The sequence below is a fragment of the Pseudoalteromonas sp. S3785 genome (assembly GCF_005887365.1).
GTDB lineage: Bacteria > Pseudomonadota > Gammaproteobacteria > Enterobacterales > Alteromonadaceae > Pseudoalteromonas.
In genome coordinates this window covers 18,078-42,718 of sequence record NZ_PNCT01000012.1, presented here as the reverse complement: position 1 = coordinate 42,718, position 24,641 = coordinate 18,078, and the positions used below count along the sequence as shown (strand labels likewise).

Below are 24,641 nucleotides of genomic sequence, written 5' to 3'. Positions count from 1 at the left end.
CGTCTTACCTTACTTCTTCTTAGCCTCTTTACGGCGTACATTCTCATCTGCGTAACGAACACCTTTACCTTTGTAAGGCTCAGGTTTACGGTATGCACGAATGTTAGCAGCTGTTTGACCAACTAACTGCTTATCTACGCCCTTAACTAGAACTTCTGTTTGGCTTGGAGTTTCAATCGTAATTCCTTCAGGAACTTCGAAATTAACTGGGTGCGAGAAACCAAGTGTTAAGTCTAAAACTTTACCCTTAGCTGCTGCACGGTAACCAACACCTACTAACTGAAGTTTCTTCTCGTAACCTTCATGCGTACCAACAACCATGTTGTTGATAAGAGCGCGAGCAGTACCTGCTTGTGCCCATGCATTAGCTACGCCTTCACGAGGTAAAGTTGTAATAACGTTGTCATTAAGTTGTACTTCAACTGCATCGTTGATAGTACGCGTTAATTCACCGTTTTTGCCTTTAACTGTGATGTCCTGGCCTTTTAATGTAACTTCTACACCGGCAGGAACATTGATTGGTGCCTTTGCTATGCGAGACATAGTTCCCCTCCGATTAAGCTACAAAGCCAATGATTTCACCACCAACACCAGCACTACGTGCTGCGCGGTCTGTCATTAGGCCTTTAGAAGTTGATACGATAGCGATACCAAGACCACCCATTACCTTCGGTAATTCGTCACGTTTCTTATAGATACGTAGACCAGGGCGGCTAACACGCTGGATATTTTCAATTACAGCTTTGCCTTCGAAGTATTTCAACTCGATAGAAAGCTCAGGTTTCGCTTCGCTGTTTACTGCGAAATCTGCGATGTAACCTTCGTCTTTTAATACTTTAGCTACTGCTACTTTCAGCTTTGAAGTTGGCATCGTTACAGATACTTTCTTCGCTGATTGACCGTTACGGATACGTGTGAACAAATCCGCGATAGGATCTTGCAAGCTCATAGTCTTACTCCCGTGATACTATTACCAGCTAGCCTTTTTAAGGCCAGGAATTTCACCGCGCATAGCTGCTTCGCGAACTTTAATACGGCTCATGCCGAATTTGCGAAGGAAACCATGTGGGCGGCCCGTAATGTTACAACGATTACGTTGACGTGCAGGGCTAGAATCACGTGGTAAAGCTTGAAGCTTAAGTACCGCGTCCCAACGATCATCTTCTGATGCGTTAACATCGCTGATGATAGCTTTTAGTGCTGCACGCTTTTCAGCGTACTGAGCAACTAGTTTAGTGCGCTTTGCTTCGCGCGCTTTCATAGAATTCTTTGCCATAACCCTACCCTTATTTCTTGAATGGGAAGTTAAACGCTTCTAACAACGCACGGCCTTCCTCATCAGATTTCGCAGAAGTTGTGATTGTGATATCCATACCGCGTACACGGTCTACTTTATCGTAATCAATTTCTGGGAAGATGATTTGTTCACGTACGCCCATGCTGTAGTTACCACGTCCATCAAAAGACTTAGCACTCACACCACGGAAGTCACGGATACGTGGGATAGCGATTGATACCAAACGCTCAAAAAAGTCCCACATACGCTCGCCGCGTAAGGTTACTTTACAGCCAATTGGGTAGCCTTCACGCACTTTAAAGCCAGCAACAGATTTGCGTGCTTTAGTGATTAAAGGTTTCTGACCAGAGATAGCTTCTAGATCCGCTACAGCGTTATCTAAAATCTTCTTGTCAGCTAGGGCTTCGCCCACGCCCATATTTAATGTGATCTTTTCGATCTGAGGGACTTGCATGACAGAGCTGAAACCAAACTTCTCTTGAAGCTCAGCAACTACTTTGTCTTTATATACTTCATGCAGTTTCGCCATCATTCTACTCCAACTATTAGATAGTTTTACCAGTAGATTTAAAGATACGTAATTTCTTACCATCTTCAATCTTGAAACCTACACGATCTGCTTTACTCGTTTCCGAGTTGTAGATCGCAACGTTTGATACGTCGATAGACGCTTCTTTCTCAACAATGCCGCCAGCTTGGTTCAATTGTGGAACCGGCTTTTGGTGTTTCTTGATTAAGTTAATGCCTTCGACAAATACTCGACCAGACTCGGTAACAACTGAAAGCACTTTGCCGCGCTTACCTTTGTCTTTACCTGCTAGTACGATTACTTCGTCATCACGACGGATTTTTGCTGCCATGATAGACTCCTTACAGTACTTCTGGGGCTAGTGAAACAATTTTCATGAACTTGTCATTACGAAGCTCACGAGTCACAGGGCCGAAGATACGAGTACCAATTGGCTGCAAGTTATCATTTAAGATAACAGCCGCATTGCTATCGAAACGGATCAGAGAACCGTCCGGACGACGAACGCCTTTTTTGGTACGCACAACTACCGCGTTTTTAACATCACCTTTCTTCACTTTACCGCGAGGAATAGCTTCTTTCACAGAAACTTTAATGATATCGCCAACTGCCGCATAGCGACGGTGTGAACCACCAAGGACTTTTATACACTGCACTTTGCGAGCGCCGCTGTTATCAGCAACTTCCAGCTGAGTTTGCATTTGGATCATGTTAATGACCTCCGGTGTAGTAATTACAACTTGCCTTAAATTTGTTTAAAATCAAGGCACTTCGATTAAATCCCACTCTAAAAACAACGGAGTTGTCTCTTAAGGGCGGGCAATTGTACCAGCATTGGCTAGTGAGTGGTAGGTTATTTTTTAATTAATTTGAGTGAAGGCCAGATTAAAACTGAGTAAAAACCGCTATGTAGCTATTTTACAAGTGGTTATAAAACAATCAAGGCGCTAATAGCGCCTTAATTATTTATTTGTGGTTGCTTATTAGCTTTAGCCAAATAAGCCTTTTAGTTTATCTTTAACCTTGTCCTTAGCTTTCTCTTTTGCTTTTTCTTTGGCATCGTCTAGCTTTTGCTTTGCTTTATCTTTAAGTGCATTGCTTACATCTAGCTTAAAGCCAACGTCATGGAATGGGCCTTTTATTCGCAGTGGGATTTTAAAGCCCGTGCTGTCATCTGTAGTGCCTTGTCCTTCAATTGAATCAACAATACCTGTCACTAACCGATAATCAACATTGGTTTTAGGTAAATCTACATCGCCCTCACCTGTAATACGGATAAGCGGGCTCATCAGGGATAGGTCGTTATTATGTCCCACGCCATTCGTAAAATTAAAGCTACCTGTGAGCGCAGAAAAATCTGTTTGCTCAGATTCTTGAAAGCCTGTATCTAGCCCTTCGCTTACAGCGCCCAAGTTACCTGTAATAAGCTCTTTACCCTTACGAACCATTTCAGCGACGTTTGCGCCCTTAACAGCCCCATCAGCAAATTCAAAACCAACCTTGCCGTTTAAAGCATCAATAAAGGTTTTTTGACTTTGACCAGTCGTAGTTAAGTTCCAATTTAATGACCCTTTACCCATAAGTTTATCAAAGCCAGCTGCATCTGTGAGTAGTGGCTGCGCATCTATGTCAGTTAAATCAAAATTTGTGCTTATTTTATAAGGCGTTTGCTGGGCATTTATATTAATGACCCCTTTACCGGTGCCCTCATAGGCTTTAAAGCTATCCAAACTTAATTTAGCAACGCTGTTGTTTAAGTCGACTGTAAATTGATTCGCACCGAGCTTAATATCATTCGCTTTTAAACCGCTTGAACGAATAACTACGTTAGCATTAAGTGCATTTAATGCGCTTAAATCAATTTTAGTATCGTCCCAAACAATCGGCTGTGCGGCTTTAGGTTCTTCGCTTTGCGACGCTTGTTGCTTAGCTACTGCCTCCGGTAAGTATGGATTTAGATCAAGCATACCTAGGTCTATGTCGGCATTAACCGCTAGTTTATTTCCTAAGTTAACTTCACTTTTACCTTTAATCTCTAATTCATCTAGGGTAGCAATCAGCTCTTCTAGGTTAAACGTATCATTTATAAGGTGCATTTTGCCGTTTACGCTAAACGCATTAAATGCATTTTCTTTGGCGTTTAAGTCTACTCCCTGCCAAGTTGCTAGCTCTTTAACAGAATCACCACTGAGCGCTAACTCACCTTTTATATCTTTTCCTTGTTGCGCAATATTGCCGTTAAAAGTAAGGTCGACCAAGCGAGAGTCTACGCTTTGAGTAACCTCAAACATCGCCCCTTCAATAGCCTTTGCTGGCGTATCAAGTTTTACATCTAGCTCAAAGCGCTCTTGCATATATGTAATGCCGCCTTTGATCTCTAATGTTTTACGCAGTGATGGTAATAAAATAGCCAGCTCTAGGTCACTAATTTGCTGTTTAGCGCCAGTTTGCCCATCTAGGTAAGTAAATGTACCACCGTAAATAGCTACTTCACCTAGCTCTATATCAAAGTTCTCTGGTAGCTGAACAGCCCCACCAGATTGAGTTTGCTCTTGCGGCTGCGCTGCTAAAGCATCAAACAACTGCCAGTTAGCTTTACCGTTTTTATCAGTTTCTAATAAAATATTGGGCTCGTTAATAACAAACTTATCAAGTTTAAACTCACCACCAAATAACGATAACCAGGGTATATGCACAGCTAATTGCTCCATACTGGCCATGTCGTCGCGCGAGCCTGTCTGCATGTTTGCAAAGTGCACATCGTTAAGCTCTAACTTTAATGCAGGAAATACACTAAGCGTTTTATCACCTTTAATAGTAAGTGTGCGCCCTGTTGTTTTTTCAACCTGTTCAGATACTTTATTAAAAATAGTATCCGTTGGAATTAAAAACGGAGCGGCAATAATTAACGCAATACAAAGTAAGAGTATTACACCAACAATTTTGAGTAAGGTCTTCATGATCATCCTTTCAAACGTGCAAATAATGTTCTTATCATAGCGAGTGTTAGCTTTAAAATCATTGTCGTTGCGACAAAAAAGCTGTTTATTGTAATTTATTTAATTTGAGATGAATTTATGCTTAAAAGTAAACTTTGCGAAATTGGTGACTAAAAGTAAAGCTCATCAAATTTAAATCTAGCCAAGTATTAAACCCTACAACATTGCATCCCTTGAATTGTTAGGTATGATGCACGGCCCTGTTGCTATTGGCGTATTTGCGCTAAAATAAAGCAGCTAAAAAATGTATCTACTCGGAGACTCTACAAGGCATGAAAAAACTGCTAATTTCACCGTCAAAAATGGCGCTAGGCGAACAAGAAAGTCAAATTTACCAAAACATCTTGAAGCAAGCTTCAGAACTAAGCCTAAACCTAATGGCCGTGAAAGTAGAAAACCACCCAGAGGATTTTTTAGGCTGGTGTTATGAGCTATTAAGTGCAAGTAAAGACCGCATAAATTACGACTTACTAGATCCAAAACAGCTACCCGTTTTAAAAAAGCTGCACGATCAGCTAACCTCTGCAATTAGCTTTTTACAGCTTAAAACACTACGTGTAGCACCTTGGCCTGTTATTAGTATGTTTGTAGAGCAACATAAAGAACTTATTGCACTGAAAGAACAGCTTCGCCTTACCACGTATTTGCACACCATTCGTGAGCAAGCATTAAAAGACATGATCCCAGAAGATTTACTGGCATTTAGTGGTAAACACACTGCTACGCTCGACCCAAGCACCTATAACTTTGATGTTGAATGGTTTGCATCAACAAAAAGTGCAAAGGGTTTTCATCAAATGCTAGCCGACTTACCTGGCGCGTTTGACGATGCACTTGCTAACATTCCGCTTGAAGGAGATGTGAGCGAAGCTGATTACCAACAGTTTGTTGTTGCTTATTTACTTGCCTTTAACGGCAGTGATGAAAAACCTACCCTTGCCCCTGCTACACGTTTATTAGCAATGCGCCGCCCAGATGTATTTACGCCAATTAGTAATAGCCGCCTTGATGCATTATGCGCAGCTTTAGGTATTACAAAATTAAACAACCGCGACTTTGAGCGCTACTGGCAAGATATAGTACAAAGCATTCATGCTATGTCGTGGTTTAAAATGGCTAGTGGCAGCAATGAACTAGAAGCGCAACTGGTAAGTATAAAAGCGCTATTACCGTGCTTTTTTTACTATGCAGATGCCAACACGGCCGATAACTCAAATTATATTAAGCTATTAAACAAACCTAAACGCAGCACAACAAGTGCGGGAAAACCACAGCGTAGAGGTAAAGAGTCAGCCGAAATACTTGTAGACCGCGCACTTGCAGCCGATGACATTCCTGAGCATATTCGTAGCAAACGCGACTCTATAATTAGCGAAGTACAAAAAGGGCGCGGAGTAAACGAAACAATTAGTCTTATGCGCACTATATTTGGCTAATTTCACCTAACCTAACTGTATTTTTCTGGTGCAGTTAGGTTAAATTATGCACCAGCAGTGTGCGTTTCTTTACTATCACCCTCATTACCTCCTTTTTCGAAAATCCTTTAACACCTTGTTATAAAAGAACAAAAAACCAGTTTCAACCAAATAATTTTGAGCTGGCACATACAGTGCAATTCTATTTCCAGTTAAACAATAAAACGCCGCTAGCCAAAGGGTTGCCAATAAGAGAATAAAAACCTAGGCGGTAAAAAAATCATACAACGGGAAATGGACATGCTAAAACTAAAAAAAACTATCGCAATTAGCGCAATCGCTTTATTAGGTGCTACATCTTTAACATCAACAGCCGTGCATGCAGAGGTAACCGCAAACGCAGCGGCTACGTCTAACTACTTATGGCGTGGACAAGAGCAAACTGGGGGCGATGCTGCTATTTCTGGCGGTATTGATTACGCTAACGAGTCGGGCTTTTATGCAGGCACTTGGGTCTCAAATGCATCTTGGGCCGATGAAATGACGTATGAGCTAGACCTATACGCTGGCTTTGGCGGTGATATTAATGAGACAGTTAGCTACGATGTAGGTTACATTTATTACGCTTACCCAGATGCAGCTTCTGCGGCAGATGCTGATTTCTCTGAGATTTACGGTAGCATTAGTGTAGAAGGTTTTACTTTTGGTGCTGCAATCCTTGCCACTTCAGCTGCTGACGGTGATGGTACTGACTTTGGCGATTCGCTATACCTAAATGCCGATTACAGCTTTGCTGTTGGCAGTAATGGCACTGAGGTTGCGCTGCACTTAGGCCACTACTCTGGCGACTTTATAGGCGATGATAATATTATTGATTATGGTATCTCTGTATCAAAAGATGGTTTTACTTTTGGCGTATCTGACACCGACATGGATGAGTCAGATGTTAAAGTTTACGTAGGTTACGCGGTAGACTTTACGCTTTAAAACAAAATGTGTTACTTGCTGCAACACTAAGGGCCTTTTGGCCCTTTTCTCGTTTAGGGCAGCCTAAATACCCATAACGCCCTCTAAGTTTAGAACTAATGCGCTCTTCCATGTGCACCAGTTAATCAATCACTACCACCACGCTGTTAAATCATTTACCCGTAATGCCAACTCGCTTAATTGACTAATCTACTCTGAGGCAAGAGAAACGTGGCGAAACCTAGCCAAAGTAAGCTATTTAGTTGCTCTAAACCTGAGGCTTTAACGCAGCCAGCTGCCACGTTTAGCCTTGAAGTAATTAAGTATTATTGAGGGTCAGTGTTATACACATTAGCTAAAACAAAAAAGGCCGCACTAAATGCGGCCTACAAGTTAGTAGCTAATCGTTAAAACTTAGCGAGGTTGTTTTTACTGTCTTTATCAACAAGCTTAATGTACGGGTCTACCCCTGCATACACTGGTTTTTCTTTTACTTTTAGCTCAATAGTATTAGTACCAGAGACTATTTGATGCTTTTGCGAGTAAATAACAAAGTCTTCAGCGAGAAGGTTTTCAGGGTCATCGCTAAATAATGCAATATCAATTAGCTCATCGAGTGGTTGCTCAGTCTCTTCACCTTGTCCATCGGCATGCTGCTTAGTTGCTTCAACGCTCAGTGTTACTGTATAAAAACCTTCGCTATCAACATCATCTGTAACCGACACTGCTTTCATTTCAAGCTCATAAAGCGTTATGTATTTAAACTGATCATCTATAAAACGTTGTTCAACTTGTGTTGCATCTCGCTTTAAATAATTAAGTAAATCAAGTGTGGTTGGGTATGGGGTTGATTGGTATTTAAACTCATTCAAAAACGCTTTAAGTGCGGCATTTAAGCGCTCTTCACCTAAGCGATCATACAAAGCCATCATCACAACTGAGCCTTTATTATAGTGAAGGTATTGTTGAGCCTGCGTTTTATACAGCGGCATTTCTTCAAAGGCTTCGCCTGTGCGGCCCATTAAGTATTTATCTAACTCGTACTTTAAAAATTTACGAAGTTTCTCGGCGCCAAAGCGTTTTTTTAGCACCATAAGTGCGCTGTATTGGGAGAGCGATTCAGAAATAACGGCACTGCCCTCTACATTAGCCCCCGATACTTGATGCCCCCACCATTGGTGCGCAACTTCATGTGCGGTTACATAGTAAGGTAAGTCAACTTTACTCTCATCTCTTAGGTCTGTAATAAAGCCAATACTTTCTGAGTAAGGCACCGTATTGGCAAAACTTTGCGCAAACGAGCGGTACTTAGGAAACTCAATAATACGTAACTGCTTATGCTGATATGGTCCAAAGGCTTGCGTGTAGTAATCTAGTGAGTCTTGTACCGACTCAATCATACGGTCAACATTCCATGCATGATCTTTATGGTAGTACACCTCAATATTTACACCGTTGTGCTCAACCTTTTTGCTTTCAAGCTCTGCCGAAAGCACAGAATAAAAGTTTAAAATAGGGGCATCCATTTCATAAACAAAAGTACGTCGTCCGTCTTTTACACTCTCACTTTTTAAGTAGCCGGGTGTAATAGCAAATTGCGACTCATCGGTGGTTACCGTGGCTTTGTAGTTTATAAACCCATTAGCAGGCCCAAACTCATTTTGCGTATAAAAACGGCTGTCTTCTAGTTTATGTGCGCGTTCAAGTTCGGGTAAATCATGCTTACGGCGCTCATATTTATCGGCAATTTGATAATACTTTTGATAACCAAAACGCGGTAGTAATTCTCTATTATTTATAAAAGTACCGTTATGCACGAGCTGAGTATCCGATCTTCTATCAACAAAACCGTCGTGTTCACGAATAACAGACAGCTCTCCTTCGCGCACTTCGTTAGGCATTAGTGGTTGTTCAAACTCAAACCATACCATGCCAAAATCGGTTAAACGCTCAACTATTTTCCCACCTGCCATTTTTACATCCCAGCTTTTAGATTGGCTAGGCTCGTTAATTAACACACGGGTTATTGGCTCGTTTGCGGTATTGGTAAACTTAATTTTAGCCACGGCATTTAAAGCACGTTTTTTAGGATAAATATCAATGTGTAAATCAACATCAGTTATTATAGGCAGTGGCAAGTCTTTGTATTGTGAGAACTCTTGCTCATACCTTACTTGTAGCGCTTCGTTATCATCACTTGTTACAAACTCATTGATTACACGGGTGTTGTAATAAATGTTATAACCTGCGCCCACAAATACCAATAAACTTATAACCGCTGCAATCTGGCCTTTTAAAGACATGTTGTAACGCACTAAAGATAAACGCGTACGCAATGTTTGCGATGGGCCGCGATGCCATAAAGCAAACCCTACAATAGCTAAAAACACACTCAATGCACCCCAATATAAGGTATACCAATGTGCGCCTTGTAAAAAATGTCCGTAACCGTTTATATCAGAATACGGTACGCTGCTGCTTTGTGAAAAATGATACATATGATGCTCAAACCCGTAAGCACCCATTACCATTTGAGCAATGTAATACAAAATAAACAAGCCCATACCTATGTATTTATTAGGGCTAATTATTTGTAAAAAGAACGCCAGAATAGCCATCATAATTAAAGGTAGTAATGTAAGGTAGCCTAACCTAAATAAGTACTGGCCAAGCTCTAGGTTAAATTGCCCCTTAAATAGCTGCACTGCAATGGTAAACATCATGCCTACTAAATAAAGGCCACAAACTGCAGTGATTAGCGCAATAATTTTAGATACCCAAAACACACTGTTATGCACCGGGTAGCTGTCAACAATATCGCCCATACCACTGTGACGTTCTCGCCAAACCAGCTCTGCGCTGTAATAAGCAATAATAATAAACATAAATATAGCGGAGGCGTTTTGAATAATGCCCACCATGTTTTGTGTGAGCGGCCAATCTGTTGTGCCATATGCGCCAATAGGCGCAAAAAGTGGTGCGAGTAACGTAATAATACTGACACCCGCTAAAATCATAAAAGGAGCACTTAATATAACCTGCTTAAGCTCAAATAAGCTGCGCATTACTAATTGCGATTGCGTATTGATCCCTTTTGACTTGTAGTTTTTTGCGCTGCTAATAAGTGCTGCTTGTTTATTTTTTACAAACGTAGAAACAGCAAATTGCTTTTTCTGTTTTTTACTTACTACGCGATTACCTAACTTTCCGAGGCCAAAAAACATCGCTAAGCTTAGTGCTACCCATAAAATACGGTTAATTAAAAAATCGCCCGAAAGCGTTAACACTTCCGTATTTTTATCACTTACAGTCCAGTAACGGGTTAAGTCAATTAACGACCCTGTGCCAAATGGGTCTGCGTAAACAACAATATTTCTAAACGCTAAATCATCAAAATAGATACTCGCCAATTGGTAACTTATGTAGATCACCACGGCCGTTACATATACCGCCATTATGGTTTTAAAATAAACCGCCACACTATTAAAAATAGCACTGAGCACCAATAAGCTTGGCACGGCTAAATATAAAAAAGGCGCAGCGTAATATATAAACTTATTAGGGCCTACTAGCTCACTATCAAGCCAACCAACCAACAAACCAAATTGAGATCCTAAAAACACGCCTAATGGCACGGTTAAAAAAACAACGAGCACAACCAAGTAAGCACCAAAAAAGCGCCCTGATTGATAAGCAAGCGGGTTAACGGGCTTACTAAACACCAGCTCATCCATTTTGGTCTCACTATTGCGAATCGCAGAGCTTGCAACAAAGTTAACCACTAAAAACATAGCAAGTGTACAAAAGGTAACCGTTAAAACCATAATGGTATAAGGCGAGTTCATATGAACATTAGCCCCGCCTAACGGAAACTTACTACTAGAGCTTATAAAAAATGCCATAAAAAAGAAGATTAATGAGGTCACATAAAACGAAGGCTGGCGCACAAAATAGCGCAGCTCAAACGCGAGCATATTAAAAAACATAGCGCCCCCTTATGCTACTTGGCTATTACGGTGATTAAGCAACGTAGAAAAGTACACGTCTTCTAGGTTTGCACTGCTGAGCTCAAAACCTTCAGGGGCCTGTTCGGCTAATACGTGTAATATAGTTTGCCCAGCAAATAAGCGTTTTGAAATAACAGGCAGTTGCGGTTCAAGCTCTAGTGCTTCTTCTTGGCTCATGGCTTTGCGCCATATTTGGCCTTGAAGTTTATCGGTAAGGGCAATAGGGTTACCCTCTAATAGTATTTTTCCACCGGCCAGTACGGCCATGTTTGGGCAAAGCTCTGCTACATCTTCAACAATGTGGGTCGATAATATAACGACTTTTTGCTCGCCTAAGCTTACTAATAAGTTATGAAAACGATTTCGCTCTTCAGGGTCTAGCCCTGCGGTGGGTTCATCAACAATTAGTAAGTCGGGATCGCCTAGTAAGGCTTGTGCAATACCAAAACGCTGGCGCATACCGCCTGAAAAGCCACTTACGGCTTTTGAGCGATGTTGATACAAATTAGTATGTGCAAGCAAGCCTTCCACCGACTCTTTACGCTCGCCTTTGTTATGAATGCCCTTTAAAACAGCCATATGATCTAGCAAGTCGTAAGCACTAACGCGAGGGTAAACACCAAAATCTTGCGGTAGATAACCCAAACGTTGACGTAGAGCCTGTGGGTCTTTAAAAACATCAATACCATCAAAAGTAATTGAACCCGCATCGGCAGATTGCAACGTTGAAATAGTACGCATTAGGGAAGATTTACCTGCGCCATTTGGCCCAAGTAGCCCAAACATCCCTTTACCTATAGATAAATCAACACCTTGTAGTGCATGTACGCCATTATCGTAGGTTTTAGATAACCCTGTTATTGATAGCATTTTTACTTCCTTGAATTTTAATAGTTTTTTTATTGCGCTTTTTATACCACATTAAAAAAAGGAACATAAGTTACACCACGGTCAATTTTGTAACAATAAATAAACAAAGGATATTACTTGCCTCGCATTTATTCAGTCGGTATAAAAACCAAACACACACTTTATAAGAAGCGTAAAGCCATGCAAAAACATCAAAGCCAGCCACTAAACGACTTTATAGAATACCCTCACGATGAAATGCTAAAACGTGCAAACGAATTTTTACAAACCAGCCAGCGCCGCCATAGTATTCGCAGCTTTAGCGACCGACCAGTCCCTAAAAATATAATTGAAGCATGTATAAAAGCAGCAGGCACCGCGCCTAGCGGAGCAAACCACCAACCCTGGCATTTTGTGGCTATAAATAGTAGCGATGTAAAAAAACAAATAAGAGAGGCCGCCGAAAAACTAGAGCGTTCTTTTTACGAAGGCAGAGCAGGAGAAGAGTGGCTTGATGCGCTAAAACCATTAGGTACCGACGCCAATAAACCTTATTTAGAACACGCGCCTTGGCTTATTGCAGTGTTTAGTCAAAAAAAAGGCGGTGTGAATACGGATGATAAAAACACCAATTATTATGTGCATGAATCAGTAGGGCTGGCGACTGGTTTTTTGATACAAGCTCTGCACCGTAGTGGTTTAGCAACACTGACTCATACTCCAAAACCAATGAGCTTTTTAACCGATATATGTAAGCGCGACAAAGACAACGAACGCCCTTACATGTTACTTATTGCAGGCTACCCAAGTGACGATGCAACTGTACCTTCCCATGCACTTGATAAAAAGTCGCTTGATGAGATTGCCACTTTTATTTAAAGCAAACTACTCAGCCGTACTTTGCTTACAAAACCACTCGTAAAGTAACGTAATAATCGACTCAACTTTTGGGTCGATTAACGAATAATAAATAGTATGCCCATCGCGGCGGGTTGCCACTAGCTGGGCTTTACGTAAACTCGCTAAATGCTGAGATAAAGCAGACTGCGCCAGCGGAACATTTTGATTTAACTCTCCTACACTTTGTTCACCTTGTAATAAACTGCATAAAATCATTAAACGGTTTTTATTTGCCATCAATTTTAAAAATTGCTCTGCCTGCTGAGCGTTTACTGCAAGTTGTTCAATATTCATTGTGATGCTTAGTTATTTTGCGTGTTTTAATTATAGACTTTTATATTAGTAAGTTCTAATATAATTAACATTAGACAATACTAATATTAAGGTCATCCATGAAAATAAGTGACGCCATACTCTTAATTGGCGGTAGTGCCGTTACAATCTCTGTGCTTTTAAGCTACTTTGTTGATAGTAACTTTCAATTTTTAACGTTATTCATTGGCATTAACCTCGTGCAATCAGCCTTCACTAAGTGGTGCCCGTTAATGTCTTTTTTTCGAAAAAGAGGATTTACAGACTAATGCTTACATCAATTCCTGATTTACTAAAAATTATCACACCTAACCAACGCCGTATTGATGCAGCGCAAGCAAAGCAAGAGCTTGAACAAAATAAAGGGCTGCTTATTGATGTGCGAGAACCTGCAGAGCATGCTACAAAAGCAGCTACTGGCGCTATAAATATTCCGCGTGGATTACTAGAGATGAAGCTGATGGAAATAGAAAAAGACGCAGGGCGCCCTATTTACTTACATTGTGCCAGCGGTGCCCGCGCCACATTAGGTGCAGAAGCGCTAACTCGCGTTGGATACAAAAACGTAACGGTTATAACCTGTAACGCAACGCAAGTAAGTGAAGTTTTTTAACGGCTTCATAAAAAAGTAACCTAAATTGCCTACACTTTGCTTTTTACACTTAACAGGTACAAAGCAATGGCATTTACACGGAGAAGTTTTTTAAAAGCATCGGCAGCAGGATTTGGCGCTGCCGTATTATCACTTGGTTTAACAGGTTGCAGGCTTGATGATAATGACGACACACCTGTTAGCTTTGATCACGGTGTCGCCAGCGGCGACCCGCTTAGCGATAGCTTAATTATTTGGACCCGTGTAACCCCACTCGATGTAACAACTAAATCATTAAAAGTACAGTGGCAAGCTGCCACAGATAAAGGCTTTACTAATATTGTGCACGATGGCGAAGCAAACATAAGTGACACCACCGACTTTACCCTTAAAGTTGATTTACAAGGGCTCGATGCCAATACCGTTTATTACTATCGTTTTAATGCACACGGTAAAACTTCCCCTGTCGGGCAAGGTAAAACACTTCCTGTTGGTGAAATTGATCAAGTGAAGCTAGCCGTTGTATCGTGCGCAAATTACCCTGCAGGGTATTTTCATGTGTATGGCGAAATTGCTAAGCAAAGCGATTTGGATGCAGTACTGCACTTAGGTGATTACATATACGAATATAGCAATACTGGCTATGCAACCGAAGACGCAGCACAATTAGACCGACTCCTCCCCCTTGATAACAGCAGTGAAATTATAGCGCTTACCGATTACAGAAAGCGCTATGCAAATTATCGTCTCGATGCCGACTTACAAGCAGCCCATAGCCACTGTGCATTTATAACGGTGTGGGACGACCACGAAATAACCAACGATACATGGCGCGAAGGCGCAGAAAACCATAACGAAGGTGAAGGTGAATTTAGCCAACGTAAGCTTAATGCGCTACAGGCTTACTTTGAGTGGATGCCAATTCGTAATGTAGCCGATAAAGAACGGATTTACCGCCGTTTTGAGTTTGGTAACTTAGTTTCTTTATACATGCTAGATACCCGTGTATTAGCGCGTGATGAGCAGCTTAGCTATAGCGATTTTGATCTCACAACCCCTGCGGGACAAAGTGCATTTGCCGCAGCAATTGGTGCGAGTGATCGCGCATTATTAGGCAGTGAACAACTTACTTGGCTTAGCGATGCAATAACGACCTCAAGTACACAATGGCAAGTATTAGGGCAGCAAGTGCTCATGACCAAAATGCATTTACCTGTAGAGGTAATGCTGCTACTAGCCAGCTTACAAAGTACACAAGCAAATGGTGGCGATCCTAGTGCTTTACTCGCACAAGCCAATGCTTTATTTGCAGAGCTGGCGCAAATTAAAGGCCGAGTATTAACAGGTGACCCAAGTGTAACAGAGGCAGAACTAGCCCGTATTCAAACCACCATACCGTATAACCTTGATGCGTGGGATGGTTACGCCTACGAGCGAGAGGTGTTATTAGGCACCGCTATTGCAGCACAAAAAAACCTAGTAGTTTTAGCCGGAGATACTCATAACGGCTGGGCAGGAGAGCTTAAAACTGATGCCAATAACCCTATTGCAGCCTCGCAAAATGCCGGGGTAGAATTTGCAACGGCATCGGTTTCATCACCAGGGCTTGAAAAGTATTTAGCGCTAAACACACAAGATGCGCAAACCGTAGCGCAAATAGAGCAAGTAATTGCCTTATTAATTGATGACCTTGCTTATAATAATTTAGTGGAGCGCGGTTATTTAACCGTTACATTCACACCTACAAAAGCCAGTGCTAAATGGAACTATATAAGCACAATTAAAGCGCGCGAATATCAGGTTGTAGAAAGCCGTAGTAAAGAGCTAAGCATGCTGGCGGGGCAAGCTCAATTACAAAACGTTTAACGCTTCGCCTCTAAAGCAGCCAAACGCGTATCTATGCGCTCTACCACCTCAACTAAGCGGGCAAGTAATGCTTGGTTGAGGTGATCTTCAGCAAACTCTTCCATTTTAGGTGCTTGCGCAGCTAAGTTATCTTTTTGCTGAAGTATGGCTTCTCTAAACTCACTGGCATTTTCAACACCAAGTAATGACACTAATGCACCATGGCCTGATTGCCCGGCAGTTTCAAAGCTTAACCGATATAAGCCAAAAAAGCGCATAAGCGGCCCTTGGCTCAGCCCAACATCGGTTATTTTTTCAAGCGGTATCGATTTTTCTTCTTTAAATAAAATACCGCGTTTAACCACCAACTTTTGCGTGAGTAATTGCGCCGACATAGCGGCCAATATTTTACCTGCCACCAGCCAAACAATAATTAACACCACAGGTATAAGTGGAATGGTCACTAATGCAACGGCACTAAAAAAGCATGCCATGGTCATCCAGTATTGTTTCACTTTGGGATCAAAGCTGGCACTTTTTAAAATAGGGTTGCTCATTTTTTATCCTCATTCCCATTTTATTAATCTAATCAAACGTATGCCTTTATTTAACTTACGTGAACAACGGCTTCAATGCAATTTAGCCACTAACATTCAAATAAACTTTCACACACTCTCTTACAAACACCAACAGTAAATATAGCTACACTAAAGCCTATTAGTTTTGAGATGCACTTTAATTGTCTCAGCAATTTATCTTTTTACTTATTTAACACCTAAGGCTTTTAATGAACACTTATATTAAAAACTCAATACGGATATTGGTTGGCACTCTTACACTTTGCAGTATTGCTGTACAAGCTGAGTCGCAGTTTTCTCTAGGGGGCGGCGTTATTTCTACCAGCTCACCTTATGCCGGCACCGACAGTGAAACGCTATTTTTACCTATTATTACCTACGAAGGTGAAAGGCTTAGTTTTAAAGGTTTGTCACTTGATTATAAATTAGTGGAGCAGCAAGGTTTTAACTGGTCATTAGTTTTAGAGCCAGGTGATAACTTTGATACATCAGATTCAGACCTTGCAGCTATTAAAGCCTTAGACGACAGAAAACTGTCTCTTTATGCTGGCACACAGGTTAGCTACACTGCAAGCTTTGGTAAAATAAGCGCCAGTGCGACTCATGATGTAATAGGCCACGGTGATGGCGCTAAATTTAAAACCAACTACAGTTACCCTATTAAGTTATCTAAACAACTAATGCTCGTTCCTTCTGTGGGTGTTGAGCTAAATAGCAGTGATGTATCTAACTACTATTATGGTGTAGCACAGGGCGAATCTACCACCTATGCGCCTTACGAACTTAGCTCTACAGTTAACTACAATGCGGGTTTATTTTTACTTTATTACATTAATAAAAGCTGGAACGTAAATGCCATGGTTAACTATAAGCAGCTTGATTCTGATATTGAAGACTCACCCATTATTGATACCGATAGCACCACGACTGTTATGATGTCGGTTAACTATCGTTTTTAATATCTCTTTTGTTAGGTGTTAATTAGGTATTAAAAAAGCCGAGCATACAGGGCTATGCTCGGCTTAGGTTTGGGAAAATATAACCGCTACTGCTTATTAATGAGTATGCTCACATTTTCTCTATCTGGGCCTATTACATTAAACGTGTAGATACCTTGCTCGGTAATGCTCAGTGCTATATTGGCACCTACCGCTTCAAGTGGTGTTACTTCATTAATTACCACTACTGGCGTATCGCCTGCTCCACCGTAATCAACGGTACTCCAATCTTCAGACGCTACTTTAAATTCGTAGTCGCCCACTTCTAATTCTATAGAAGCAGAGTAAATCGTATCACCCTCGTACATCAGTGGGTTATCAGTACTCCAGTCATTTAAACTACCGCGAATAAACACCGGAGTTTGTGCAAACATTTCGCCGTTGAGCACTTTTAGCGATACGTTATTTAAATCACTGGCGTCAAATATAAATTGGTATTCACCTTGCTCGGCAATGTCTATGGTCATATTTGCGCCCGCAACCGACAACTGCTCAGCGGTGCCAACCATTACACTGGCATCACCCTCAGCCGAGCCATAATCAACCGTGCTCCAATCTTCAGACGCTACTTTAAATTCATAGCTTGCAGCGCTCAGTGTTTTAGTAAAGGTGTAAATGCCTTTACCTTTATAACTTAGCTCATCGGTTACTCCCCAATCATTAAGCGTACCGCGCACATAAATAGCAGTGCCTACAAATGGCTCTTCGTTGTATAAAGTAAGTGTTGGATTTTCTGGGTTTGAAGCATCAAGCGAAAATACATAGGTTGCATCAATGGCAGCAATAAATGTCATGTTTGCACCTGAGCGTGTTAATGGCTCACTTTGATTTTCAACTACCTCTTTATCAGCATCAGAAAGCGCACCAAAATCAACAGTAGACCAATCTTCTGAGGCAATTTTAAATTCGTAGTCGCCAGCGCTTAGTGCAATTGCTATACGGTATTCACCCTCGCCAATATATTCAAATGCATCACGTGTGCCCCAGTCGTTTAAAGTTCCGCGCACAAACACAGCGGTGCTGCCATAAGGTACTACATCAGGCGCGCCTACGGTTGCATTTGCACTTAAACCAACACCTTGGCTCTCACCTTGGTTTTTAGTAAAAACAGCTAGTGTGTAAGGCGGTACTGTAAATGTGCCTTCGTTATCGCCTTGGGCAAAATTAGCGCTGGCCATACTTGGATCAACACTGTTTTTTAATACGTCGTGTAATTCAAAACCCGCTGCGGTGGTAATAGTATGGCTAAGGGTTTGCTCGGTTGCGTTAATCACCACTACAAGCGCGTCAAATGCTGGGTCTAAGTCTGTGAGTCCTTCTCCATCATCAATGCTCATTACAATTAAGCCATGTTGCTGGTTTTTACCCACATTGTGAAATCCGACACGGTCGATAACATCTTGCTCTGTGGTTAATCTAAATAGTGGACTTGCGCTGCGAATAGCCAAGAATTCTTGAAATACATCACCTGCATAAGCTATGTCTTGCGGCATTGCCTGTGCATCTGGATTAGCAGAGATAGGCATAATTTCAGACCATTTTTCTTGGTTCTTCTCTGCATTTGGTAAACCAATGTTCCAGTTATTATTCTCTTTGGTTAAATCAACAGCATTAAACCAATCACCGGCATTATAGCTATCACGATCCATTGACTTTGAACGTAGTAAATCAGCGCCCAATTGCATAAATGGAATGCCTTGGCTCATAAGTGGAATAGACAATGCCATGTTGTGCGCGCGCACACGTTGCTCAATACTCATGCTTGATGCATGTTTGTATTGCAACTGATCCCACAGTGTTTCGTTATCGTGTTTTGATACGTAATGAATGCTATCCGCTGGGTCTAGTGCATACGCCGTTGGCTGAGTGTTCCAAGTAAAGCTATTGCCTTTAGATGAATTACCTTTAAAGTCTTTTAAAATGTAGTTTTGTAAATTACCCGCAAGCGACAAACGTAAAGTATCTTGCTCTGCTAAATTGCCATCTGTTGCGCTATTACTAAATAATGCCCCGCCGCGAATGGCTTCACGAATACGGTCGTTAAATGTACCCACCTCTGAGCCTGCCATATCAGCCTGTTTAGCTTGTGTGAATAAACGATTGTTAGCTACTTCACCAAAGTCCCAGCCTTCACCATAAAAATAGTTATCAGGGTCGACTGCTTGTACTGCTTCACGCGCAGCTAATATTGATGATTTAGGCATATGCCCCATAACATCAAATCTAAAACTGTCGTAGCCAAATTCACGCGCTAAAATAACCAGTGAATCAGTAACAAACTTATCCATCATTACATGCTCTGTAGCTGTGTTTTCACAACAGGTTGAGCGCTCTATTTCACCACTTACTTCGTTATAGCGATGGTAGTAACCCGGTACTAGCTTATCAAATACCGACTTATCCCAAATACCCGATGATGTTGTGTGGTTATAAACCACATCCAGTACAACACGAAGCCCTACTTCTTGCAGTGATTGCACCATAGCGCGGGTTTCTTTAACGCGGGCAATGCCCTCTGGGCTTGAGGCGTACGAGCCTTCAGGCGCTATAAAGTAATGCGGATCGTAACCCCAGTTAAAGCCATCTAAATCACGCATCGCACTGGCTAATGCTTGTGCATCGTCTGAGCCAGGTAGGTAACTTTGCATAATATCGACAATGGTGCTGTTTTTATCTTCGATTTTACATGCATCAGCTTCATCGTTAATACGCTCACATAATTTACCTAAGGTGTCTGTAATTTCCACACGCTGTGAGGCATCCTCTTCAATGGTGCCAATATCAGTCACTGGCAGTAAATGAAAGTGTGTTAAGCCTTTATCTGCTAATTGCTTAATGTGCTGCATTGGCACGCTTTCAAGTTCAGTGAATGCAAGGTATTTACCGCGGTTTGCTTCGCTTACTGACTGGTCGCGCACACTAAAATCACGTACGTGGCCTTCATAAATGACCGCATCTTCTGGGTTAGTAATAGTAGGCACAATACGCTCATCCCAGCCTTCTGGCTTAGTGTCATCATCGGCTAAATTAATCATCTGGCTGTACAAACCATTGCTAGATACATTAAGTGAGTAAGGGTCTGTACTCCAAAGCGACTCTATTTGCTGAGTCAGTGGGTGGTAAACATCAAAATTAAAGCGGTAGTAGTGGCGGTCATATTGCATATCTAAACTTGCCTGCCAAATACCCGTCTGTGTATTTAATGTCATTGGTACAGAGTGCACTTGTGTTTTTGCATCATCAAACACGTTTAGCACCATGTTATTAGCGGTGGGTGCCCATACAGTGACATCAATCGCGTTATTGCCATAAGTTACGCCAAGTACAGCTTCGTTAGCATCGTCTTCGCCTTGTGTGTAAAGGGCATCGAGTGCTTTAGCGGTTTGCACATAGCTTGCTTCTAGCAGCTTACCTTCACTATCGTAGCCGGCAATAACAAGCTGCGATTTTATAAGCGCTTTAGCCGTGCTTGTATCCCAACTTCCTTCGTAAGCGTTCCAAGTGGTTAAATGCGGTACTTTTGCCGCTTGCTCATCAGTTAAACTGCTTGATTGCAGCGTAACAATATCGCCGTTTAAACCAGTATCAATATCCACTTCAAGCTGCGCCGTGGCTGATGAATGCAACTTAATTAGGCTTGTAAGCTCGTTACTTGGTTTATACAAAATAGTATTTAAATCAATCCAATGCGCTGAAGCACCTGTTATAGCAACTGCGCGTTCGCCCAAACTTAAAATAGGGTATTCAAACACCGAAGGCTCACCATGAATGGTAAAGTTCATACGTTGAAAGGTTTCATCGTCTTGCATCAACGGCATAGTTAAATCCACATCACCAAACGCTTTACCTGACCCTTCTGTACCAATATGAATAATAAAATTGGCACATTCGTTATAACCCTCTTTAAGGTTAATTATCCAGTACGCACCGTAGTTAGGGTCAATACCATCGTACTCGTGGCCGTTAGCCCAATCGCTGGTGTCAAACGGGGGTGCATAAGCATCGCATATCTCGTTATTCCACGAATGTAATCGGTAGCCTTCGTAATTGTCATCGGCTAAGCGGTTGTAAAATAAAACCGCCTCTCCTTCCCCTGCAAATACCACAGGGTCTGGGAGGGTTGGGTCGGCGCCAACCACACAGCTTTCGTTATTTTCATCAGGTACTGTAGGTGCAGGGCAGGATATAGGTTCGGGATCGACACATTGTGTCCCCGCTTCATTAGGCACTTGCGGCACATTACAAGTAAGTAATGGTTCACCAGATTCAACATCATCTGTTCCACCACACGCTGCTAATAGCATTAACGCTAACGTTATTAGCAAATATTTAGGCATAGTTATAATTTTCATTTTTAAACGCTCCGTTTGCTAATTAATGACTGTATGTAAAACCAAGGTAGAACTGACGACCAAAGTACTGAGTCGTCCCTGTTCGCTGCTGCGACCCAAAGTAACTTTGGGTTGGTTCATCGGTTAAGTTATTAACTTGCAAAAGCATGGTTAGCGAGTCGCTAAAGCGATAAGAGGTTTGAAAGTCGACTACGGTTTCGGCATCAAAATTAACCACTTGCTCGTTAATGGCAACCTGCTCTGATACAAACTCATCGCGGTAACGCACATTAAGGCGGGTTTCAAAATCATCTAAAGCATAAAACACCGTAGCATTAAGCACGTTATTAGACAGCCCAGGTAAAGATTGCGCTAATGTGTCGCCCCCTAAACTGGTAATCGATTCAATTTCACTCTCGGTGTACGAGTAACTTGCATTAGCACCTAAGCCATTAAATGGCGAAGGCAAAAAGCTAAACACTTGCGTATACGCAAGCTCTAGCCCTCTAATGTAGCCACCTTCACCGTTATTAACTGCCGTGGTGTAAATACCGTTAGTTGTGGCAACTTGCTCGCCACTAACAGGGTCTTCTATTGAGTCAGGTACGTTAAAGCCGTTGCCTTTAAAGTCAAAGTTTTCGATTGATAAGGTTTCAACAAACGAGTCTATATTTTTATAAAATAACGCCGCAGCGATGGTGCCGTTACCTTCTTCAAAATAATATTCGTAAGATAAGTCGTATTGGTCGGCATAAAAGGGTTTTAAAAATGGGTTATTAGTACTTGAACCATTAATAACACCATCGTCACTCACATTTGCACTGGCATCGCCCGCTAAGCGGTTAATTGGCGCACGCGACATTACTTTAGCCGCAGCAAAGCGTACAAGTGAATTATCGTTAAGTTGCAGGTTTAAATTTAATGACGGTAAGTAGTCGGTGTATTTAGTGCCTAATACATTAGGCGCGTATAAATCATTTACAATGCCGTTCTCATCAACAATATTTTGCGCACCTAAGCGCGCATCGCCTGCTACGTTCTCTAGCACCGTTGCTGATTGATCGGTTTCAACGCGGCGCACACCCACATTGCCCGATAAGTCGAGCCCCCCTATTTGCGTGTTAATGTTTACCATAACGTACGCAGCTAGCACATCTTCAAACACCGAGCCGCTTTGCAGTACTGACCACGAATAGTTAGTTGTGTAACCTTGCGCGTCGTCTACGCCATCGGCGTTGCCCCATGTTTGAACCGGCTCTGGCGTGCCATCTGGAAACCACGCGTTAAGTGCTTTGTCTAAATCAATGGCTAAATACGACGGGAAATAACTAAATTCACCTTGCCAATCAACCACTGACTCCATATCGTCGGTTAAGCGCAAAGGGGGTTGCGTTGTTGAAAACGCCCCATCGTTACCGTACTCAAATACCGAGCGTTTACGGCTGTACTCTCTATCTGAGTAGCGCGCCCCAAACTCTACTGAGCTAAATATGTCGCTTTCTAGCTCGTATTTAAAGTCGAGCCTAAATGCCGTTACTTCATCTTCTGTTTGATCTGGGTAAATACCATATTTACTGACCATCACACGGTCTATATCACTAAAGGCGGCCGCCTGATTAAACCCAACGTCAGGTAAATTTAAGCCATTTAATTGATAGTTTATTGCTACGTTGTTATCAAATACTGGCGTTTCTGCATTGGCATCTTCTGCTACTAGGCTCCACAGTAAGCCATTTCTAAAGTTACTTTTTGCGCGAGAAAGCGACACATCGGCATTTACGTTTAGTCTATCGGTTACCTGCCAATCGGCATTCACGCCAAAGCTGTCTACTTCGTCAAAGTCTTGGTTGTCGTCGTTCACTATTTCAACGCGGGTATAACTTTGCGAAGTACGGTTAACCGCTGCGCCTATTACGGCATTACCATCAAGCTGAGCGTTAGCGTATGCAGCTGTTGGCCCGCCTAATTTAACCCTCAGGCCGCGAGCAAATGACTCTTTATCAAAGCGCGATAAAAACGCATCACCTTTTAATTTAAAGTTATCTACCGGCGCCCACTCTATAGCTGCTAAGTAACCATTACGGGTTTCTTCGCCGCCTAAATGCTGTAGCTCAAAGCCTTCGCTAATGTATTCGTTTTCTGGGTTAGCTAAAGGGCCATTGGTATCGTTAGCTGCGCCATCAACGTCTTTTGTGTCGTTGTACGCAAGGCCAATAAACTGCGTTGCTACACTTGGCTGAAACAAACGCGCATAGCCCAGCGCTACGCCTAATGTGTCGTCTAGGTATTTGCCTTGATACGAAAAACTAATTCGGTCGCCAAATTCAGTGGCATCCGATACCTCAGAGGCGCGGTCGTTATACATACCGCGCACATTAGCTACAAATTTATGCGTTTGATCATTATTAAGTGGGCTGGCGGTTTCAAGCTCTACGGTACCGGCCACGCCACCTTCAATAAGCGATGCCTTGGGCGATTTATATACCGCCGCAGAGCTAATTAATTCTGACGGATATTGGTCAAACTCAATACTGCGGCTACCACTTGTAGATACTTGCTCACGGCCATTAAGTGTTGAAAATACAAACCCGCCCGACAGCCCGCGTATATTAATTTGCGCCGCTTGCCCGCCCGTTCGTACCGCTGAAATACCAGGTAATCGTGTAAGTGCATCGGCCATTGAAATATCAGGCAGTGCCCCTAAATCATCGGCAGAAATTTGTTCTGACACCGTATCGCTAAAACGCTTTTGATTTAAAGATTGGATTAAACTGCGACTAAAGCCTCGCACTTCAATAATTTCTAAATCTTCAACTTCTGTGTCGGGTGATTGATTTGTTGAGTTTTCGTTTGCAGCCAATGCACTATTAGCGGCAAATAAAGCCAGCATAAGTGCACTTAGTTTAAACTTGTCCATGTGTGTGAACCTTTGAGTTATTGTTGTCAGGTGTTGCTGTGTTGTTTAAAACACAACCAACAAATTGTAACTAAAAGGTGAACTTATTGTGATGAATACGTATGCA

20 protein-coding genes are annotated in these 24,641 nt (G+C 42.0%); 7 read left to right on the top strand and 13 right to left on the bottom strand.

Going from position 1 to position 24,641, the window contains the following annotated elements:
* Positions 1-9: 9 nt before the first annotated feature.
* From rplF to CWC17_RS04015, 7 genes are all read right to left on the bottom strand, one after another.
* Positions 10-543: a 50S ribosomal protein L6 gene (rplF, locus tag CWC17_RS04045; RefSeq protein ID WP_138541031.1), complete on the bottom strand. Its 534-nt coding sequence runs from the start codon at positions 541-543 to the stop codon at positions 10-12.
* A gap of 13 nt (positions 544-556) precedes the next feature.
* Complete coding sequence (rpsH, locus tag CWC17_RS04040; protein ID WP_004589207.1) at positions 557-949, bottom strand: 30S ribosomal protein S8; 393 nt, start codon at positions 947-949, stop codon at positions 557-559.
* A 21-nt stretch (positions 950-970) separates the two neighbouring features.
* Positions 971-1,276, bottom strand: coding sequence for a 30S ribosomal protein S14 (gene rpsN, locus CWC17_RS04035; RefSeq protein ID WP_004589208.1), 306 nt, complete (start codon positions 1,274-1,276; stop codon positions 971-973).
* A 10-nt stretch (positions 1,277-1,286) separates the two neighbouring features.
* Positions 1,287-1,826: a 50S ribosomal protein L5 gene (gene rplE, locus CWC17_RS04030; RefSeq protein WP_010392500.1), complete on the bottom strand. Its 540-nt coding sequence runs from the start codon at positions 1,824-1,826 to the stop codon at positions 1,287-1,289.
* Positions 1,827-1,842: 16 nt separating this feature from the next.
* A complete protein-coding gene (gene rplX / locus CWC17_RS04025) occupies positions 1,843-2,157 on the bottom strand; it encodes a 50S ribosomal protein L24 (protein ID WP_004589210.1) in 315 nt (104 codons plus the stop codon).
* A gap of 10 nt (positions 2,158-2,167) precedes the next feature.
* Entirely contained in the window at positions 2,168-2,536 is a 369-nt protein-coding gene (gene rplN, locus CWC17_RS04020) for a 50S ribosomal protein L14 (protein WP_004589211.1), read from the bottom strand.
* A 279-nt stretch (positions 2,537-2,815) separates the two neighbouring features.
* Positions 2,816-4,786: an AsmA family protein gene (locus tag CWC17_RS04015; protein WP_138612149.1), complete on the bottom strand. Its 1,971-nt coding sequence runs from the start codon at positions 4,784-4,786 to the stop codon at positions 2,816-2,818.
* A gap of 311 nt (positions 4,787-5,097) precedes the next feature.
* On the opposite strand from CWC17_RS04015, the gene CWC17_RS04010 reads away from it, so the two are divergent.
* A complete protein-coding gene (locus CWC17_RS04010) occupies positions 5,098-6,261 on the top strand; it encodes a hypothetical protein (RefSeq protein WP_138612148.1) in 1,164 nt (387 codons plus the stop codon).
* Between the two features lie 279 nt (positions 6,262-6,540).
* Positions 6,541-7,227, top strand: coding sequence for a TorF family putative porin (locus CWC17_RS04005; protein ID WP_138612147.1), 687 nt, complete (start codon positions 6,541-6,543; stop codon positions 7,225-7,227).
* A 386-nt stretch (positions 7,228-7,613) separates the two neighbouring features.
* Here CWC17_RS04005 and CWC17_RS04000 read toward each other — a convergent pair whose 3' ends face one another.
* Both CWC17_RS04000 and CWC17_RS03995 read right to left on the bottom strand, forming a co-directional pair.
* Positions 7,614-11,192: an ABC transporter permease/M1 family aminopeptidase gene (locus tag CWC17_RS04000; RefSeq protein WP_138612146.1), complete on the bottom strand. Its 3,579-nt coding sequence runs from the start codon at positions 11,190-11,192 to the stop codon at positions 7,614-7,616.
* Between the two features lie 9 nt (positions 11,193-11,201).
* Entirely contained in the window at positions 11,202-12,083 is an 882-nt protein-coding gene (locus CWC17_RS03995; RefSeq protein WP_055017995.1) for an ABC transporter ATP-binding protein, read from the bottom strand.
* 180 nt (positions 12,084-12,263) lie between these two features.
* Here CWC17_RS03995 and CWC17_RS03990 point away from each other — a divergent pair, with 180 nt between their 5' ends.
* The gene (locus CWC17_RS03990; protein WP_055017996.1) at positions 12,264-12,941 is read left to right on the top strand and encodes a nitroreductase family protein; all 678 of its coding nucleotides are present in this window, start codon (positions 12,264-12,266) and stop codon (positions 12,939-12,941) included.
* A gap of 6 nt (positions 12,942-12,947) precedes the next feature.
* Here CWC17_RS03990 and CWC17_RS03985 read toward each other — a convergent pair whose 3' ends face one another.
* On the bottom strand, positions 12,948-13,256 hold the full coding sequence (locus tag CWC17_RS03985) for an ArsR/SmtB family transcription factor (protein ID WP_055017955.1): 309 nt from the start codon (positions 13,254-13,256) through the stop codon (positions 12,948-12,950).
* 98 nt (positions 13,257-13,354) lie between these two features.
* On the opposite strand from CWC17_RS03985, the gene CWC17_RS03980 reads away from it, so the two are divergent.
* From CWC17_RS03980 to CWC17_RS03970, 3 genes are all read left to right on the top strand, one after another.
* Positions 13,355-13,543, top strand: coding sequence for a YgaP family membrane protein (locus tag CWC17_RS03980; RefSeq protein WP_138612145.1), 189 nt, complete (start codon positions 13,355-13,357; stop codon positions 13,541-13,543).
* Positions 13,543-13,887, top strand: a complete 345-nt coding sequence (locus CWC17_RS03975) for a rhodanese-like domain-containing protein (protein ID WP_055017957.1) — start codon at positions 13,543-13,545, stop codon at positions 13,885-13,887. The genes CWC17_RS03980 and CWC17_RS03975 overlap by 1 nt, the downstream gene beginning before the upstream one ends.
* Before the next feature lie 66 nt (positions 13,888-13,953).
* Complete coding sequence (locus CWC17_RS03970) at positions 13,954-15,732, top strand: alkaline phosphatase D family protein (RefSeq protein ID WP_138612144.1); 1,779 nt, start codon at positions 13,954-13,956, stop codon at positions 15,730-15,732.
* Here CWC17_RS03970 and CWC17_RS03965 read toward each other — a convergent pair.
* The gene (locus CWC17_RS03965; protein WP_138541022.1) at positions 15,729-16,268 is read right to left on the bottom strand and encodes a PH domain-containing protein; all 540 of its coding nucleotides are present in this window, start codon (positions 16,266-16,268) and stop codon (positions 15,729-15,731) included. The two genes, CWC17_RS03970 and CWC17_RS03965, sit on opposite strands and share 4 nt — an antisense overlap.
* A 230-nt stretch (positions 16,269-16,498) precedes the next feature.
* Between CWC17_RS03965 and CWC17_RS03960 the strand changes: the two genes are divergently transcribed.
* On the top strand, positions 16,499-17,248 hold the full coding sequence (locus CWC17_RS03960; protein ID WP_138612143.1) for a MipA/OmpV family protein: 750 nt from the start codon (positions 16,499-16,501) through the stop codon (positions 17,246-17,248).
* Between the two features lie 86 nt (positions 17,249-17,334).
* Here the strand turns inward: CWC17_RS03960 and CWC17_RS03955 are convergent, their stop codons facing one another.
* Together CWC17_RS03955 and CWC17_RS03950 are read right to left on the bottom strand one after the other, a co-directional pair.
* Positions 17,335-21,639, bottom strand: a complete 4,305-nt coding sequence (locus tag CWC17_RS03955; protein WP_138612142.1) for an alpha-1,6-glucosidase domain-containing protein — start codon at positions 21,637-21,639, stop codon at positions 17,335-17,337.
* A gap of 22 nt (positions 21,640-21,661) precedes the next feature.
* Positions 21,662-24,535: a TonB-dependent receptor gene (locus CWC17_RS03950; RefSeq protein ID WP_138612141.1), complete on the bottom strand. Its 2,874-nt coding sequence runs from the start codon at positions 24,533-24,535 to the stop codon at positions 21,662-21,664.
* Positions 24,536-24,641 lie beyond the last annotated feature (106 nt).